This is a genomic window from Acidobacteriota bacterium (assembly GCA_029861955.1).
GTDB lineage: Bacteria > Acidobacteriota > Polarisedimenticolia > Polarisedimenticolales > Polarisedimenticolaceae > JAOTYK01.
The window spans coordinates 49,402-66,009 of record JAOTYK010000009.1; the positions used below are offsets into that span (position 1 = coordinate 49,402).

At 63.3% G+C, this 16,608-nt stretch carries 17 protein-coding genes and 1 pseudogene; all 18 read right to left on the bottom strand.

Going from position 1 to position 16,608, the window contains the following annotated elements:
* Positions 1-4: 4 nt before the first annotated feature.
* The 18 genes and pseudogenes from OES25_06015 to rpmH all read right to left on the bottom strand — a co-directional run bounded on the left by OES25_06015 (position 5) and on the right by rpmH (position 16,591).
* Positions 5-763 (bottom strand): glycosyltransferase family 2 protein, encoded by a 759-nt coding sequence (locus OES25_06015; GenBank protein ID MDH3627197.1) that lies wholly within the window; start codon positions 761-763, stop codon positions 5-7.
* A 9-nt stretch (positions 764-772) separates the two neighbouring features.
* Positions 773-1,918, bottom strand: coding sequence for a penicillin-binding protein activator (locus OES25_06020; GenBank protein ID MDH3627198.1), 1,146 nt, complete (start codon positions 1,916-1,918; stop codon positions 773-775).
* A gap of 25 nt (positions 1,919-1,943) precedes the next feature.
* On the bottom strand, positions 1,944-2,357 hold the full coding sequence (locus tag OES25_06025) for a F0F1 ATP synthase subunit epsilon (GenBank protein ID MDH3627199.1): 414 nt from the start codon (positions 2,355-2,357) through the stop codon (positions 1,944-1,946).
* Positions 2,358-2,367: 10 nt separating this feature from the next.
* Positions 2,368-3,816: a F0F1 ATP synthase subunit beta gene (gene atpD / locus OES25_06030; protein ID MDH3627200.1), complete on the bottom strand. Its 1,449-nt coding sequence runs from the start codon at positions 3,814-3,816 to the stop codon at positions 2,368-2,370.
* Between the two features lie 12 nt (positions 3,817-3,828).
* Positions 3,829-4,689, bottom strand: a complete 861-nt coding sequence (gene atpG / locus OES25_06035) for an ATP synthase F1 subunit gamma (protein ID MDH3627201.1) — start codon at positions 4,687-4,689, stop codon at positions 3,829-3,831.
* An 18-nt stretch (positions 4,690-4,707) separates the two neighbouring features.
* Positions 4,708-6,270: a F0F1 ATP synthase subunit alpha gene (atpA, locus tag OES25_06040; protein ID MDH3627202.1), complete on the bottom strand. Its 1,563-nt coding sequence runs from the start codon at positions 6,268-6,270 to the stop codon at positions 4,708-4,710.
* Positions 6,271-6,272: 2 nt separating this feature from the next.
* Entirely contained in the window at positions 6,273-6,815 is a 543-nt protein-coding gene (atpH, locus tag OES25_06045; GenBank protein MDH3627203.1) for an ATP synthase F1 subunit delta, read from the bottom strand.
* A gap of 264 nt (positions 6,816-7,079) precedes the next feature.
* Positions 7,080-7,859: a ParB/RepB/Spo0J family partition protein gene (locus tag OES25_06050; GenBank protein MDH3627204.1), complete on the bottom strand. Its 780-nt coding sequence runs from the start codon at positions 7,857-7,859 to the stop codon at positions 7,080-7,082.
* A 109-nt stretch (positions 7,860-7,968) separates the two neighbouring features.
* Positions 7,969-8,715 (bottom strand): annotated as a pseudogene (locus tag OES25_06055) (ParA family protein).
* A 238-nt stretch (positions 8,716-8,953) separates the two neighbouring features.
* Positions 8,954-9,082, bottom strand: coding sequence for a hypothetical protein (locus OES25_06060; protein ID MDH3627205.1), 129 nt, complete (start codon positions 9,080-9,082; stop codon positions 8,954-8,956).
* Between the two features lie 41 nt (positions 9,083-9,123).
* Positions 9,124-9,798, bottom strand: coding sequence for a class I SAM-dependent methyltransferase (locus OES25_06065; GenBank protein ID MDH3627206.1), 675 nt, complete (start codon positions 9,796-9,798; stop codon positions 9,124-9,126).
* The gene (mnmG, locus tag OES25_06070) at positions 9,795-11,633 is read right to left on the bottom strand and encodes a tRNA uridine-5-carboxymethylaminomethyl(34) synthesis enzyme MnmG (protein MDH3627207.1); all 1,839 of its coding nucleotides are present in this window, start codon (positions 11,631-11,633) and stop codon (positions 9,795-9,797) included. The genes OES25_06065 and mnmG overlap by 4 nt, the downstream gene beginning before the upstream one ends.
* A gap of 18 nt (positions 11,634-11,651) precedes the next feature.
* A complete protein-coding gene (mnmE, locus tag OES25_06075; GenBank protein ID MDH3627208.1) occupies positions 11,652-13,079 on the bottom strand; it encodes a tRNA uridine-5-carboxymethylaminomethyl(34) synthesis GTPase MnmE in 1,428 nt (475 codons plus the stop codon).
* Between the two features lie 13 nt (positions 13,080-13,092).
* Positions 13,093-14,088: a Jag N-terminal domain-containing protein gene (locus OES25_06080; protein ID MDH3627209.1), complete on the bottom strand. Its 996-nt coding sequence runs from the start codon at positions 14,086-14,088 to the stop codon at positions 13,093-13,095.
* Between the two features lie 4 nt (positions 14,089-14,092).
* Entirely contained in the window at positions 14,093-15,808 is a 1,716-nt protein-coding gene (yidC, locus tag OES25_06085; GenBank protein MDH3627210.1) for a membrane protein insertase YidC, read from the bottom strand.
* Positions 15,809-15,832: 24 nt separating this feature from the next.
* Positions 15,833-16,069, bottom strand: a complete 237-nt coding sequence (gene yidD, locus OES25_06090) for a membrane protein insertion efficiency factor YidD (GenBank protein MDH3627211.1) — start codon at positions 16,067-16,069, stop codon at positions 15,833-15,835.
* Entirely contained in the window at positions 16,066-16,452 is a 387-nt protein-coding gene (gene rnpA / locus OES25_06095) for a ribonuclease P protein component (protein MDH3627212.1), read from the bottom strand. The genes yidD and rnpA overlap by 4 nt, the downstream gene beginning before the upstream one ends.
* Before the next feature lie 4 nt (positions 16,453-16,456).
* Positions 16,457-16,591, bottom strand: coding sequence for a 50S ribosomal protein L34 (gene rpmH / locus OES25_06100; GenBank protein MDH3627213.1), 135 nt, complete (start codon positions 16,589-16,591; stop codon positions 16,457-16,459).
* Positions 16,592-16,608 lie beyond the last annotated feature (17 nt).

Genomic DNA, 16,608 nt, shown 5'->3' on the forward strand with positions numbered 1-16,608 from the left:
CGCCTCATGACGGTTGCCGTTGGGGATGATAGGCGCCCCGGCGAAAACGCCAGCGGATACGCATCAGGTCGATCAACATCAGGATCGGGTCCCGCACGACGCCGACCCGTGACGAAGGGTCATTACGCCAGGTCACCCCGACCTCGCGGACCTGGAGCCCCAGACGCCGACTGACGAACAACAACTCCACGTCCCACGCAAACCCGTTGATCGCCAGCATGCGGAAGACCGGCAACAGACGATCGCGGTCGAACAGCTTGAACCCACACTGGGTGTCCCGATAGGGCAGGCCCATCGTCCCCCGGACGATGCCGTTGAAGGTCTTTCCCATCGCCTCCCGCGGCCAGGCCTGATGCTTCTGCACGTCCGAGCCTTCGATCGCCCGTGACCCTATGACCATGTCGACGTCGTAGTTCCGTGCCTCGGCGGCCAACGTCTCGTGCTCTTCGATGGGGGTGGACAGATCGGCGTCGCTGATCAGGACCCAGCGGCCGTTGGACTGGAGAACACCTTCGCGAACTGCACGACCCTTGCCGCGATTCTCGGGGAGCCGCAAGACACGTCCGTCGCCGTGGAGTTCGTTCCTTGCGATCTCCGCTGTGTCGTCCGTGGAGCCGTCGTCGACGACGACGATCTCCGCCGAGAGACGGCGCTGCTTCAGGTACTGTCGAATGGACCCGAGGGTCGGAGCGATCCGCGCGGCTTCGTTGTACGCGGGAATGACGACCGACAACTGGAGTCGTCCCGCCGGCCCGGGTGTCACCGTCAGCTCTTAACGATCGGCCAGGAGGGAGCCGCCGTCGTTCTTGAACTGATCGAAGGGAATCGGCTTGCCATCCTTGACAATCATGATGCTGGGGTAGCGCACCACGTCACCGCTGTTATCGAACGTGGTCATGCCGGCAGCGCCGCGATAATCCTGAATGGACCCCAGCCCTTCCTGAATCGACTTCGGATAGGTCGATTCGGCAATCTCGACCGCTCGGTGGATCAACTTGACGGCGTCGTAGCCGTGGGCGGCGTAGATATCCGGTTCGGTGTTGTAGGCGGCGCGATAGGCGCGGACAAACTCGGCGACCTCTCGCTCGTTGGATTCCGGGTCGAAACTGGGCTGCGGATAGACCAGGCGATCGGCGGCGGCACCGGCTCTTTGAAGGAGCTCCGGTGTCACCGAGCCGCTGGCGAGCACCACCGAATCGCAGCCCGCCTCGTCGAGAGCCGCCAACAACTGACTGGACTCTTCCAGATAGGAGACGATGTAGATGCCGTCGGGATCCAGTGCCTTGACCTGGGCGGCGATGTCGGCGAACGACGCTTCGTTGCCCTCGTTGTAGTCGAACTGCTCGACGACCGAGCGGAAGCTGTTCTCGAAGTTCTCGCGGAAGATCTTGACCAGACCCTGGCCGTAGGTGTCATCGACGACGAAGATCGCCACCGACTCTACGCCGTGATCCGAGGCGAACTTGGCCATCGCCGTTCCCTCGAGGATGTCCGATGGGAAGTTACGGAAGAAGTAGGGACTGGCACCGGTCAGACTGGCGGCCGACGCCGACGGCGAAAGCACGGGTACCTCAGCCTTGGTGGCCAGCGGAATGATCGCCTCGGTGACGCGGGACGAAAGCGCACCGACCAGGACGTTGACGCCCTGATCGAGGAGGTCCCGGGCCGCGGCCTTACCCTGGGCGGCGTCGGTCCCGTCGTCTATGTAGGTGATGGTGAAGGCTCCGCCCTCGAAACCGCCGGCGGCATTGACCTCTTCAAGGGCCAGGTCCATCCCATTACGGACCGACTCACCGTAGGAGGCGACGGCGCCAGTCTCGGAGACAACCGCGCCGATCTTGACTTCCTTGGAGCAGCCCAGGGCGAAGCACGTCAGCGTAACCAGCGTCAGAACGACCGCGCGTTGCATCCAGTTCATAACCGCCTCCCTGCTAATGAGGATATCAGCGACGGGCCCTGCCGCGAACCTGGATTCGGGATAGCGCTTTCCGAAGCTTGTGAGCGGCAACCCGGAACTCGGCGTCGGAAGACTGGGAGTCCAGCACCTCGGTGGCCTGGCTTCGGGCGCGTTCGGCCCGTTCCAGGTCGATTTCTTCCGCCAACTCCGAGGTCTCCGCCAGGATGCTGACCCGGTCGTCTGCAACCTCGAGGAAGCCTCCCGAGACGCTGAGAAAACACCGCGGCTGTCCTTCGACACCGTAGGAAATCTCGCCGACATCCAGTTGCACCAGCAGGGCCGCGTGACCGGGTCGGACACCGAGGTAGCCCGACACGCTGGGGGCGATGACGTCACCCACATCGATCTGCAACACCCGGCGCTCGGGTGTGACGATTTCAAGCTGGAGCGTCTCGGCCATCCATCGACTCCTAGGAGGCGGCGCTCTCGGCCTTCATCTTGTCGGCCTTCTCGAGAGCCTCGTCGATCTTGCCGACGTAGAGGAACGCCTGCTCCGGTATATCGTCGTGATCGCCGGCGGCGATCTCCTTGAAGCCCTGGATCGAATCGGCAACCGAGACGTAGCGTCCTTGCATGCCGGTGAACTGCTCGGCCACGTGGAACGGCTGCGAGAGGAAGCGCTCGAGCTTTCGGGCCCGGGTGACCGTCAGGCGATCTTCTTCCGAGAGCTCGTCCATACCCAGGATGGCGATGATGTCCTGAAGCTCCTTGTAACGCTGCAGAACCTGCTGGACGTTACGGGCGACGGCGTAGTGCTCTTCGCCGACATAGGCCGGATCGAGGATGCGAGAGGTGGATGCCAACGGATCGACCGCCGGGTAGATGCCGAGGTTGGCGATCTGTCGCGAGAGGTTGGTCGATGCGTCGAGATGGGCAAAGGTCGTGGCCGGTGCCGGATCGGTGTAGTCATCCGCCGGCACATAGATCGCCTGCACCGACGTGATCGAACCGTCGTTGGTCGAGGTGATGCGCTCTTGCAGCTCGCCCATCTCCGTCGCCAGGGTCGGCTGATAGCCCACCGCCGACGGCATACGGCCGAGAAGTGCGGACACCTCCGACCCCGCCTGGGTAAAGCGGAAGATGTTGTCGACAAACAGCAACACGTCCTGCTTCTTGACATCGCGGAAATACTCGGCGACGGTCAGGCCGGACAATGCAACTCGAAGACGGGCACCGGGAGGCTCGGTCATCTGACCGTAGATCAGAGCGGCCTTCGACTTGGAGAGATCCTCGTCGTTGATGACGCCGGTCTCCTTGAATTCGTTCAGGAGGTCGTTGCCTTCGCGGGTTCGTTCTCCGACGCCGGCGAAGACCGAGTAACCACCGTGCTTGAGGGCCACGTTGTTGATCAACTCCATGATCAACACCGTCTTGCCGACACCCGCACCGCCGAACAGTCCCGTCTTGCCACCCTTGAGGTAGGGCTCTAGCAGGTCGATGACCTTGATGCCGGTCTCGAACATCTCGACCGACGTGTTCTGCTGGTCGAAGGCCGGTGCCTCGCGGTGGATCGGCCAGAACTCCGTCGTGTCCACCGGGCCCCGCTTGTCCACCGGCTCGCCGATGACGTTGAGGACACGACCGAGGGTCCCCTCACCCACCGGGACCTTGATCGGGTCGCCGGTGTCTTCCGCCTTCATGCCGCGGACGAGACCGTCGGTGCTCTGCATGCTGACGCAACGCACACGATTCTCACCGAGGTGTTGCTCGACCTCGGCGGTCAGATCGATGGCGACGCCGGTGCCTGTGCCCGGGTCGGTGATCTTCACCGCGTTGTAGATGGAGGGCAGGTGATCCTCCTCGAATTCGACGTCCACCACCGGACCGATGACCTGTACCACCTTGCCAATCTTGCCCATCGCGAACTGCTCCTATCCCAACGCCGCTGCGCCGGATACCACTTCGATGATCTCTGTCGTAATCGAGGCCTGACGTGCGCGGTTCATCGTCAACGTGAGGGCCTCGATCAACTCGCCTGCGTTGGAAGTTGCCGAATCCATCGCGGTCATCCGAGCCGCGTGCTCCGCCGCCACCGATTCCAGCATCGCCTGATAGACGGCCTGCTGGACGTAGTGCGGCAACAGCGCATCAAACAAAACCTGAGCCGACGGCTCGTAGAGGTAATCCTCCGTGGAGTCGGCATCGTCAAAACTAGCTGGGAGGATCGGTAGCAGTTGCATCGCCACCGGGTCGGCCGCGATGGCCGACTTGAACGAGTTGTGGATCAGGTAGACCCGCGACGCATCGCCGCCGATATACCGCTCCATCGCCAGGTCGGCGATCTCTCGGGCGGTCGAGAATTCGACCTGACGGAAGATGTCAGCCCAATCGCGAACGATGTTGTAGTCCCGACGTCGGTAGTACTCGCGCGACTTCTTGCCGACGGTTGCGATGGTCAGTTCGGCGCCTGCCTCGTGTTCGGACAGGTGAGCCTCGGCGAGTCGGAACACCGAGGCGTTGAACGCACCACACAGTCCCCGATCGGAACTCATGATGACGGCGTCGACGCGGTCCCCTTCATTGGCCCGCAGAAGCGGGTTCAGTTCCGGGTTGGCCCGACGGGCCAGGGACTGCAGGACACTCAGGGTCCGCTGCGCGTAGGGTCGGGCGGCCAGCACCCGCTCCTGGGCACGACGCAGCTTGGCCGCGCTGACCATCTTCATGGCCCGGGTCAGCTGCTGCGTGTTCTTGATCGAGCGGATACGCCGCTTCAGATCTTGGGTCTTTGCCATCTTCTAAAAGCGCTTTCTTTACGATGCGGCCACGTGGGTCGCCTTGAACTGCGCGGTGAACTCTTCCATGGCCTGCTTGACGGCGGCCTTCAACTCATCGGTCATTCCGGCTTTCTCGCCGATCTTGGCCTGGGTCTCCTTGTGGGAGACATCGAAGAAACGATAAAGCTCGGTCTCGTAGGCGGCGGCATGCTTGGTGTCGATATCGTCGAGGAAGCCGTTGGCCACCGCGAAGATGATCAACACCTGCTTCTCTACCGCCTGCGGTGCGTACTGGGCCTGCTTGAGAATCTCGACCAGACGCCGGCCGCGGTTCAGCTGAGCCTGGGTCGCCGCATCCAGATCGGAGCCGAACTGCGAGAACGCTTCCAACTCTCGGAACTGGGCCAGCGACAGCCGTAGCGTTCCCGCCACCTGCTTCATCGCCTTGACCTGGGCGTTGCCTCCCACACGAGAGACCGAGAGACCGACGTTCATCGCCGGTCGGATACCGGCGTAGAACAGATCCGACTCGAGGAAGATCTGACCGTCGGTGATCGAGATGACGTTGGTCGGGATATAGGCCGAGATGTCACCGGCCTGGGTCTCGATGATCGGAAGCGCCGTCAACGAGCCTGCGCCCTCTTCATTACTGAGCTTGGACGAGCGCTCCAGCAGACGGGAGTGCAGGTAGAAGACGTCGCCGGGGTAGGCCTCGCGACCGGGAGGACGACGGAGCAACAACGAGATTTCGCGGTAGGCCGCGGCGTGCTTGGAGAGATCGTCGTAGACCACCAGCACGTGACGTCCGGGGTTGTCGGCGCCCGCCGGCTTTCCGTCGGCTCCGTTGAACTGGAAGAACTCGCCCATGGCGCAACCGGAATAGGGCGCCAGGTACTGGAGCGGCGCCGGCGTCGACGCGGCGGCGGCGACGATGATGGTGTACTCCATCGCACCGTGGTCTTCCAGGGTCTTCACGACCTGAGCAATGGTCGACTGCTTCTGACCCACGGCCACGTAGACGCAGATGACGCCGCTGCCCTTCTGATTGATGATGGTGTCCAGGGCGATGGCCGTCTTGCCGGTCTGACGGTCGCCGATGATCAGCTCACGCTGACCACGGCCAATCGGGGTCATGCTGTCGATGCACTTCAAGCCCGTCTGCATCGGCTCATGCACACCCTGTCGATCGATGACGCCCGGGGCGATCCGCTCGATGTTCATCGTGGCGCTGGCGGCGATGGCCCCCTTGCCATCGATCGGCTGACCAAGGGCATCGACGACGCGGCCGAGACAGTTCTCGCCGACACCGACCTGCATGATCCGTCCGGTGCGTCGGACCTGATCGCCTTCCTTGATCTTGACCGTCTCGCCCATCAACACGGCGCCGACGTTGTCCTCCTCGAGGTTGAGGGCCATGCCCATCACTCCGTGAGGCAACTCCAGCAGCTCGAGAGCCATACACTTCTCGAGGCCGTAGATACGGCAGATGCCATCTCCGACGGAGATGACCGTTCCGACCTCCGCGTAATCGGTGGTCTTCTGAAAACCCTCGATCTGCTGTCGGATGATCTTGCTAATCTCGTCGACCTTGATCTCCATGCCTACTCCTGGATCATCTGGTGACGCAACTGGTCCAGCTGCGTCCTGAGGCTGCCGTCATAGATCGTCGTTCCCACTCGCGTGATGGCCCCGCCGAGAAGGTCCGCGTCCACCTTGCATGTCAATCGAACCTGGTGACCGGTCGCCTGCTGGACCGATCGTTGGGCCTGTTGCCGCATGGACTCGTCCATCGGCGCTGCCGTGGTGATCTCGGCGGGGACGATACCCATCCGCGCCTCGAGCTCTTCGTGGTAGACCTGCGCAATGGACGAGATCGAACCGGCGCGGTTGTTCTCGATCAGGGTGCGAAGGAAGTTCTGGATCCGGTCCGACAGACCGGCGGCCTTGGCCATCCCCAGCAATGCGTCGCTTCGCTCTTGCTGGCTGTAAGCCGGATCCAACAGGATGGCTCGGAATGCGGGCGTGGTGTCCCACGCCTGCGACAGTCCCTGAAGGAACTGATCGGCAGACTGCGCCTCGGCCGGTTCCGTCAGGACGGACAGCAGTGCCCGAGCGTAGCGGACCGCTAATTTTCGGTCTTTCACCTGTGCCTCGGCCTAACGTCTGGGATCTGTCCCGAGGTGGGACGATTGGCTCCCCGAATGCGCCGCAAACGGACTGCGCGCTTCATTAGTATGGATCGCGGAAATTAGCACAGGATTTTGGGAGGTGTCAAGGCGACGGTGGCGACAGGTATGCCGACGGTATTGTCTGCCGCAGACGGTATTGTCTGCGGGCTGATCGCGCAGACACTATTGTCGCCCGCCGACAGTTATGTCTGCCGCCGACTTTTACGTCGGCGCGAAAAATCAGCCGCGACAGCCCCGCAATACCACTCCATAGACTCGCTGAAGCTCCTCTTCGCTAAACGCGTAGAGCTCGAGCCGCCCCCCCTTCTTACCGGTGACGATCTTCACCTTGGTGCCGAGGGCCGAGGCCAGTCGCTCCTCCGCGGCCACCAGGTTGGGGTCGGTGGCAGGCGCCGGACGCTTCTCTTTAGGAGCGGCCCGTAGCTGTTTCACTCGAGCCTCGACCTGTCGGACCGACAGCCCCTCCTTGGCCGCCTGGGTCGCGACCCGGATCTGAAGGTCCATGTCGGTGATGGAGACCAACGCCTTGGCGTGGCCGGCGGAGATCAATCCGTCCTGGATCTGCCGTTGGACCGTCGGGGCCAGGTTCAGGAGTCGAAGCGCGTTGGTGATGGTGACCCGCTGACGGCCCACCCGCTCGGCCACCGCCTGCTGGGTCAATCCGTGGTCGTCGATCAAGGTCTGGAAAGCCCGCGCCTCGTCGATGGGATCCAGCTGCTCACGCTGCAGGTTTTCGATGAGGGCCAGCTCCAGGAGCTTGGGGTCGTCGACCTCGCGAACCACGACGGGAATCTTCATCATCCCTGCAAGCTGGGCCGCCCGCCAGCGCCGCTCGCCGGCGACCAGCTCGTAGGCATCGGCCCCCCGTGGGCGCACGACCACCGGCTGGAGGAGTCCGTCTTGCTTCAGAGAATCGGCCAGCTCCTGCAGCTGCTCGGCGTCGAACCGTTTCCGTGGCTGGTCAGGATTGGGGAAGATCCGGTCCAGGTCCACTTCCATCAGGCCGTTCTGCGGCGGCTGAGGTTTCCTCGCCATGGCCGGCGGCGGTGTCTGAGGGATCAGACTTCGCAGTCCCTTGCCCAGTGCTTTTCGCTTCATGCTCCAGGAACTCCTTGGTCAGGCCGAAGTACGCTTCGGCGCCTTTGGAACGGATGTCATAGAGAAAGATCGGCTTGCCGTGGCTGGGAGCTTCCCCCAGCCGGATGTTGCGGGGGATCACCGTGGTGTAGACCCGGTCGCCGAAGACCGAGCGGACCTCCTCGACGACTTGCTTGGCCAGGTTGGTCCGGTCGTCATACATGGTCATGACAACGCCGCCAATCTCCAGGTCGGGATTCAACCCCTCACGGACCCGCTGAATCGTATCCATCAGCTGAGAGATCCCCTCCAGTGCCAGGTACTCGGTCTGGACGGGAATCAGGACCGCGTCGGCGGCGGTCAGGCCGTTGAGGGTCAGCAGACCCAACGAAGGAGGGCAGTCGATGAGAGTGAAGTCGTAGAGCTGACGAGTGGTCTCCAGCAACCCACGCAGGCGGAACTCCCGCCGGTCGACGTTGACCAGCTCGACCTCGGCCCCCACCAGGTTCCGATCCGAAGGGATGACCGATAGGTGGGGGAGGTCGGGTGCCGCAAGCTTCAGCTGATCCAGGTCGATCCCCTCGAGCAGGGCATCGTAGAGGCTGGCTCGCTGGGGGTCGTCATCGATCCCCACGGCACGTGTGGAGTTGGCCTGGGGATCGGCGTCGATCAGCAGCGTCGGGCGCTCGGCGATGGCCAGCGCTGCCGCCAGGTTGACGGTGGTGGTCGTCTTGCCGACACCCCCTTTTTGGTTGACGACTGCGATGACTCGTCCCACAAACACCTCGAATACGTCGAAATATGGACGTTTTTAGTGGGTTCGACGGGGCCCGCGGCACCGTCGTCGATGGCGCCAAGGGTAACATTCCCAGGGTTGGGTGGGTAGGGGGGGTGGGAATTCTGTGGGATGTTCCACGTGGAACATCGGCTGCAGACCACGACTTCCGGACAGACTGGCACCCTCGACTCCGTTAGAAGCCCAGCGTAATAATTATAGTACTTATAGAGGGCTAGGATCAGCTCTGAAGGGCGCCGCCGCTGGCACAGCTGTCGTCGGCCTTGCCACAGTTCACCGCGCGGGAGGTGAGGATCTCGGTGTGGATGACGGCCGGCTTCTCGTAGGATCGCTTCGGATTGTCTTGCATGATGCCCTCGTGCCCCTGGACGACTTCGTTCGAAGCGGATCCTAACACACCGACGGGGCAACTCGAAACAACCACAGCCACGACTGGTCCCGATCGGGAAGCGCAAACTTCCGGTCCAACGTGAATCGTTGCCAGACGCTGCGCTTGCGGACGGTCTCGACCTCTTCGCCGGCCCACAACAAAAGTTGTCCGTCGGCGTCCATCGCCGACGCGAGTCTCGGAACGATCCGCTCCCAACCGCCCATGGCCCGCGTCGTAAGGACGCGAATCTTTTCATCGAAACCGTGCGCGCGTAGATCGTCCAGTCGCTGGACCTGACGATCCACGATCTGTGTTCGCGGTAGTTCCAGACCGTCGACCATTCCCTGCAAGAACGTCGACTTTTTTTTTGATGCCTCGACCAGCCAGCTGTCGAGCTCGGGTCGCACGAGTTGCATGACCAGACCCGGGTAACCGTTCCCGGTTCCCATATCCAGATGGACGCCTGCGGTTCCGGGCTCGATGAATTGCGCACCGACGAGACTCTCACCGAGATGACGGCGCACGAAGAGGTCGGCGTCGGTAATCGATGTCAGATGGAGATGGTCGTCATCATGGACCGCCCGTGCGTGACGCACCAGTTGGCCCAGCGGTCGTTCACCCAACGGCAATGCCAGCTTTTCTGCCTGCGCAGCGATGGCGTCACGAAGCGGTCCGTCCTGGAATCCGTCGCTCATCCACCGTCGCCGGGGCGGTGGGTTCGTTCCAGATGAGCGGCAAGGAGCGAGAGGGCGGCAGGGGTCATCCCGTCGATGCGGGACGCACGACCGAGGGTCTCCGGTCGAACGTGGGCCAGCTTCTCGATCAACTCGTTGGAGAGACCGGACAGACCCGTGTAACGAAAGGTCTCCGGTATCGATCGTCGTCCGGCACGATGGAGTCGCTCGGCCTCCCGTTGTTGACGCTTCACGTATCCGGCATACCGAATCGACTCGGCAACCACCCGGCGGTCCCGGCGATCCAACGTCTGCAAACTCTCGGACAGCGTCGCCAACTGCGTGTCGTCGACCTGATGACGACGAAGATGATCCGCGGTGGACATCGATCGATCTTGCGTCCGCTCGGTCTCCAATGTCTCAATCGTAATGTCGATGGTCTGCCAACGACGCCGATTCTGTTGCTGTTGCTCGCCGCCCAACCAACCCAGTCGGTGACCCTGATCGGTCAGCCGTCGCGACACCGTGTCCACACCCAGCAACAGACGGTACTCGGCCCGCGAGGTAAACATCCGGTACGGCTCGCGGGTGCCACGGGTGACGAGGTCATCGACCAGCACGCCGATGTACGCCTCCTCACGACCCAGAATCAACGGGGCCTCCTGCTTGCACGCCAGGGCCGCGTTGGCGCCTGCGATCAGACCCAGCGCCGCCGCCTCTTCGTATCCGGTGGTCCCGTTGATCTGACCGGCGAGATAGAGGCCGGTCACCCGTCGGGTCTCCAGCGTCGGGCGAAGCTCGGTGGGATCGACATAGTCGTACTCGACGGCGTAGCCGGGGCGCACCATCTCGCACCCCTCCAACCCCTCGATGGCGTGGAGCATCTCCAGCTGAACCTCTGCCGGCAACGAGGTAGAGAAGCCGTTGATGTAGAGCAACTCCCCATCCAGGGTCTCGGGTTCGATAAACAGAAGGTGACGATCGCGATCGGCGAATCGCACAACCTTGTCCTCGAACGACGGGCAATAGCGGGGCCCCGTCGTGGTCATCCGTCCGCTGTAGATCGGCGATCGATCCAGGTTGGCGCGAACGACCTCGTGAACCGTCTCGTTGGTGTAGGCCATATGGCAGTGGATCTGCGGCAGGGCGGCCGCCACGGTCTGCTGGCTGAAGAAGGTCGGTCGCTCGTCTCCGGGTTGGGACTCGAATCGGCCCAGATCGACGCTGTCAGCGGCCAGCCGGGGAGGGGTGCCGGTCTTGAACCGGCCCATCCGGAAGCCCTGCCCTCGTAAGGTGTCCGACAATGCGTTGGCCGGTGCCTCGTCGACCCGACCGCCGGGAGTCTGCGTTAGTCCTAGATGGAGGAGTCCGCGAAGGAACGTGCCGGTGGTGAGGACGACCCGGCCCGCCGTGAGGGTTTGACCGTCCCCCAACCCCACGCCCTGGACCCGTCCCCCCTCAATGACCAGCCCCGTGGCCTCCCCCTCGATCAGGGACAGGCCCGGGGCCGCCTCGACCTCCGCCAGCATCGCCTGTCGGTACCGTTCCTTGTCCTGCTGGGCCCGGGGCCCACGAACCGCGGGACCCCGTGAGCGGTTAAGGAGACGGAACTGGATGCCGGTGGCGTCGGCCACCCGGCCCATGGCACCGCCCAGCGCATCGATCTCGCAGACCAGATGGCCCTTGGCCAGACCGCCGATGGCGGGATTGCAGGACATCCTGGCGACGGCCTCTCGCTTGAGGGTGACCATCGCGGTGCGGCAGCCGGTCCGGGCCGCGGCCAGCGCCGCCTCGCAGCCGGCATGGCCACCGCCGATGACCACCACGTCGAATGTCCTGCTGCGTTGATCTGCCATGCCGTCGTGCCTTGCGGGCTACTTACCGATACAGAAGGTCGAGAAGACCCGGTCGTAGAGATCTTCAACGTCCCACACGCCGGTCAACTCTGCCAGGGCTCCCATGACGGTTCTCAGATCCTCCAGCACCCACTCCTCGGTATGGCCGGCATCGAGGGAGGCGATCGCCGCCTCGAGCCCGGAGACGGCCCGCTCCAATCCGTCGGCGTGACGCCGGTGGGTGAGGAGGGGATCCCCCAGGGCGCTGGTCACGTCCTGGCCCTGACCACGGGTCAGCTGGAGGAACAGCCGGTCTCGTAGCGCTTCGATGCCGGCACCGGTTCGGGCCGAGACAAACAGCGTTGTGGAGAGGGGGTCCGTGGTCGCCGGAGGGGGTGGATCCAGCCGATCCGATTTGTTGAATACCGTGAGTTTTCTTGCCGACATTTCTGTCGGCGGCAATTGTGGTGCCGACAATTGTGTCGGCGAACTCTCAAAGTCCCCGTCTTTTGCCCTAGTCTCGTGGCCGGGGTCCGTGGCGTCCAGCACCTCCAGAACCCACTGAGAGGTTCGGGCGGCCTGGCGGGCCCGGCGAACGCCCTCGCCTTCAACCGGGTCGTCGGTCTCCCTCAGACCTGCGGTATCCACCAGACGGACAGGGATCCCGTTCAGGTCGACGGTCTCTTCCAGGAGGTCTCGCGTGGTTCCCGGCAGCTCGGTGACAATGGCCCGGTCGTCGGCCAGCAGCCGATTGAACAGGGACGACTTGCCGACGTTGGGGGCACCGACGATCGCCAGCTGCACCCCTTCGCGAACCACCTTGCCGCGCTGGAAGTCATCCAGCAGGCGGCGACACGTCTCGACCATCGTCTGGAGTCCCTGACGAAACGCGACGGGGTCCAGGTGGGTCTCTGACTCGTCGACGAACTCCACCGCCGCCTCGGAACGAGCGATCCACTCCTCGAGTTCGTCTCGCAGGGGAGAGAGCATGAGGGACAACGCCCCTTCGGCCTGAGCATGGGCCACCCGTGCCTGGTAGACGGTTCGCGCCTCGATCAGATCGTGGATCGCCTCGGCCCGAGGCAGATCGATCCTTCCGTTGCGCAACGCCCGGTAGGTGAACTCTCCGGGCCCCGCCGCCACGGCGCCGCAGGCGACCGCCCCACGGAGTAGCTCGTCCAGCACCACCGGGCTCCCGTGGGTCCAGAACTCGACGGTCGAGTCACCGCTGTAGGACTTGCCCTGTGCGAAGTGGACCGCGTAGCCATGGTCAATGGCGTCACCGGCCCTATCCAGGAACTGGCCCAACCGTGTCTTCCCGGCGACCCAGCCTCCCGAGGTGGAGGCCGATCGGAAGAGTTTCTCGGCGATCGAGAGGGCATCGGTGCCACCGATCCGTAGGCAGCCCAACCCACCGCGGCCCACCGGAGTGGCCACTGCGACCAGGGTCGTCGACAGATCGTGCATGACGATTCCGGGGTCAGTCCTCGGTGTAGACGAGGACTCGTTTCAGGTAGCCGTTGCCCTCGGAGCGAGAGCGAACTCCCCCCAGCTCACGGATCGTCAGATGGACCAGTCGGCGCTCGTAGGCGTTCATCGGTTTCAGTCGCTTCGACTGCCCCGACTCCGTGACCTCGTCCGCCGTCGTCTTGGCCAGGGCGATCAGCTCCTCGTCCCGCATCGATTCCTGCCCCTCGAGGCCCACACGGATGCGGCCGGACTCGGGCCAGCGTCGTCGCGCCATACGATTCAGCAAGAACTGGAATGCACCGACCAGTTCGCCGTTCTTGGTGCCGGCGATCCGTCGATCGTCGCCATCGAGGACCAGCTGGACCCCACCCTCCACCGAACGGGCCTCGGCCTGAAGCTGGAGGCCACAGAGCCCGAGCATCTCGCCCATGGTCTCCTGAATCGCCTCGGCGACTTCCGGGGCCGGTGTCGGACGGGGCTCACGATTCTCGTTGCCACCGGATCGCCCTTCACCCCGACGACCCTCGGAACGACGACGGCCACCCCGACGTCCGCGACGGCGCCGACTGCGACCGCGGCCGCTTTCGCCGTCACCCTCGCCTTCGCCACCTCGGGCTCGTTGTTCGCCTCCGCGGCGCTTGCTGCCGCCACTGCCGCCACCGGCGGCGCTTCCGGCTCCGGCGGCTCCGGCGGCTCCGGCACCACGGCCGCCGCTCTTGCGGCGTCGTGAACCTCGTCGGGCGCGGGCCTCGTCACGGGCGGGGTTCTGCAACTGGTCGTTCGGTCGGCCCAGATCGGCCGCACCGGAGATCAGTTCGTTGGAGATGGGCTTGAGCGGCGGCATCACACGGATGCGCACGTTCTTGGCACCGATCCCCAGCAGGCCCTGTCGACCCTGATCCAGGATCTCGTAATCCAGATCCGGCTCATCGATCCCCAGAGCGTTGGAAGCGGCCGCGAGGACCTCTTCCAGGTTCTTTCCCTCGAATGTTCTTTTGTCTGCCATTGTCCTAAGCCTTCTGCGCCGTGGCTTCGAGACCGACCGTCTTTTTATTGACGAGCCATTGCTGGCCGATCCCAAGGAGGTTGTTCATGAACCAGTACAGGACCATTCCGGCAGGCATCTGCATACAGATGTAGGTGAAGACAAAGGGCATCACCATCATGATCTTCTGCTGCTGCTGTTGCTGGGGGTCCTTGACCTTCGACATCGCCATCTTCTGCTGCACGAACATCGAGATGCCCATGAGAATCGGGATGATGTAGAAGGCATCCTTTTGGGAGAGGTCGCTGATCCACAACGCGAAATTGGCCCCCCGCAACTCGACGGCCACGGTGAGCATATTGTAGAAACCGATCAAGATCGGGAATTGGGCTAAGAGTGGGAGGCAGCCGGTGATGCCGCCCATGGGATTGACACCTTCGCGCTTGTAGAGCTCCATCTGCTCCTGTTGCATCTGCTGGCGCGATTGTGCGTCTTTCTTCTTCTTGAACTTGGCCTGGATCGCCTTCAGCTTCGGTTGGAGCCGTTGCATGTCGATCTGGGTCTTCTTCATCCGGACCATCGAGTACTGGTTCACCGGGAAGAGCAGGATTCTCAGGGTCAGGGTGGCCAATAAAATCGCCACGCCCCAGTTGATCACCCGCTCCTGGATCCAGACCAACCCGAAGAAGATGAACTTGGTGATGCCGTAAAGAAAACGATTGGATGAGAACCAGACCGCTGTCTCCAGTTCCGAACCCAGCGCCTGCAACCGGGCGAAGTGCTTGGGCCCGATGAACAGCTGGGCACCGTCGGCCGGAATCGTGACCGAGAGGATCGTCTGGGGCTCGGTCTCGTCATCCTTCTCGTCGTCCTCGCCGTCGAGGGCGACCGGTGTCCGTTCGAGGGCGCGCCACTGCGCCACCGCCGGCCACTCCCGCGGCAAGACCAGCGCGGCGAAGTACTGATCCTCCACGCCGGCCCAACGAATCTCGCCGCTCACCTGGGATGGATCCTTCCGAAGCTTGCGCTCCTTGCGGTGGGTGGTCCTTCCGTCCACACGCCAGATACCGCTGCCCTCGTAGTAGTAGGAGCCCCGTCGACGACCGGGGTCCTGTGCACCGAACCCGGGCCCGAGGGCCAGACGGCTGGCCTTCCGCCGACCCCGATCCACCACATCGATCTTCACATCGACCAGTTCGCGATCCTGATAGAAGACGAAGGCCTTGGTGACCTCTACCCCGCGGCCATCGGACCAACGGAAGACGACTCGTTCGCCGTTGCCGTCGGGACCGGTCCCGCGCTCGACGGTGAACAACGCCTCGTTGATCGCGTTCTGGAGCTCCAGGTCATCCAGCTCGATCTGCATCGGCAAGACATCGTCTTCCGCGAAGATAGGAAAGACCGGCAACGCCTCGTCACGCCAGCGGACTTTCCAGTTGCGGACCGCACCCCCACGATTGGTGAACTCGACCACGTGGTAGGCCGTCTCGATGACGATCGCCTGTTGGGTTGCGGCACGCACCGCCGGCAGCTCGGTGCCGGCTTCGTCGCCTTCCAACCCACTGTCGCCGTTCGCCATCGGGTCCAACTCGCGGCGATCCCTTTCGCGATCACCGCTCTCGGACTGCACGGCACCTGTCGGGTCGGGCGTAGGTGCCGGCTTCGGCGGGGGGAACAGGACGTTCCAGCCAAGCAGCAACCCGGCAGACAGGACCATGGCGAGAATAAGTCGTTTTTCCATGAAGGTGCTCGAGAGCTCCGTGGTTCAGTGAGAGCGGTGGAAACCCGGTGGGACCGGATCGAACCCGCCCTTGCTGAACGGCTGACACCGCGCGAGTCGCTTGAGCGTCAACAGGCTACCGCGGAGAACACCGTGTAGTTCGTACGCTTCCATGGCGTAGGCCGAACAACTGGGCTCGAAACGACAGACTGCAGGCAGGTACGGCGAGACGGCGCGCTTATAGAAACGAAGTAGAAACAAAATCGGTGTCGTCGGCTTCATCCGTTTACCGGACGAGGGGAGGCTGCGGGTTGGAAGTAGGGCTTCCGCAATCGACGCAACACATCGAGAAAATCTCGTTGGACCTCCTGAAAGGTCGACTCGAGGATTCGGGGATGCGCGTTGATGACCACGTCGGCGGAACCGAGACTCTGCTGGTGTTGACGAAAGAGTTCACGCAACCATCGCTTGGCGCGGTTGCGACGAACGGCACCACCGACTTTGCGAGTGGCCGTGACACCTAACCGTGCATGCCCCTGGTTGTTCGGCAGGGTGAACACCGTGAGAGTCGTCGATTTCACACGCCGCCCCTTGGCATAAAGATGCAGGAACTCTTGCCGGGAAGTCAGACGGCTGGCGCGGCGATAACACGCGCGCGGGATCACGGGATCAGGCCGCCAGACGCTTTCGTCCCTTGCGACGGCGACGCGCGATCACCTTCTTGCCCGCCTTGCTTTTCATGCGGGTCAGGAAACCGTGGGTCTTCGCCCGCTTCCGATTATTCGGCTGAAAGGTCCGTTTCATATTTCGATCCAGGAGTC

Coding starts and splice junctions, on each gene's coding strand:
- OES25_06020 (MDH3627198.1), bottom strand. CDS start 1,918: ATGAACTGGATGCAACGCGCGGTCGTTCTGACGCTGGTTACGCTGACG.
- OES25_06025 (MDH3627199.1), bottom strand. CDS start 2,357: ATGGCCGAGACGCTCCAGCTTGAAATCGTCACACCCGAGCGCCGGGTG.
- atpD (MDH3627200.1), bottom strand. CDS start 3,816: ATGGGCAAGATTGGCAAGGTGGTACAGGTCATCGGTCCGGTGGTGGAC.
- atpG (MDH3627201.1), bottom strand. CDS start 4,689: ATGGCAAAGACCCAAGATCTGAAGCGGCGTATCCGCTCGATCAAGAAC.
- atpA (MDH3627202.1), bottom strand. CDS start 6,270: ATGGAGATCAAGGTCGACGAGATTAGCAAGATCATCCGACAGCAGATC.
- OES25_06050 (MDH3627204.1), bottom strand. CDS start 7,859: ATGGAAGTGGACCTGGACCGGATCTTCCCCAATCCTGACCAGCCACGG.
- OES25_06060 (MDH3627205.1), bottom strand. CDS start 9,082: ATGCAAGACAATCCGAAGCGATCCTACGAGAAGCCGGCCGTCATCCAC.
- OES25_06065 (MDH3627206.1), bottom strand. CDS start 9,798: ATGAGCGACGGATTCCAGGACGGACCGCTTCGTGACGCCATCGCTGCG.
- mnmG (MDH3627207.1), bottom strand. CDS start 11,633: ATGGCAGATCAACGCAGCAGGACATTCGACGTGGTGGTCATCGGCGGT.
- mnmE (MDH3627208.1), bottom strand. CDS start 13,079: ATGCACGATCTGTCGACGACCCTGGTCGCAGTGGCCACTCCGGTGGGC.
- OES25_06080 (MDH3627209.1), bottom strand. CDS start 14,088: ATGGCAGACAAAAGAACATTCGAGGGAAAGAACCTGGAAGAGGTCCTC.
- yidC (MDH3627210.1), bottom strand. CDS start 15,808: ATGGAAAAACGACTTATTCTCGCCATGGTCCTGTCTGCCGGGTTGCTG.
- yidD (MDH3627211.1), bottom strand. CDS start 16,069: ATGAAGCCGACGACACCGATTTTGTTTCTACTTCGTTTCTATAAGCGC.
- rpmH (MDH3627213.1), bottom strand. CDS start 16,591: ATGAAACGGACCTTTCAGCCGAATAATCGGAAGCGGGCGAAGACCCAC.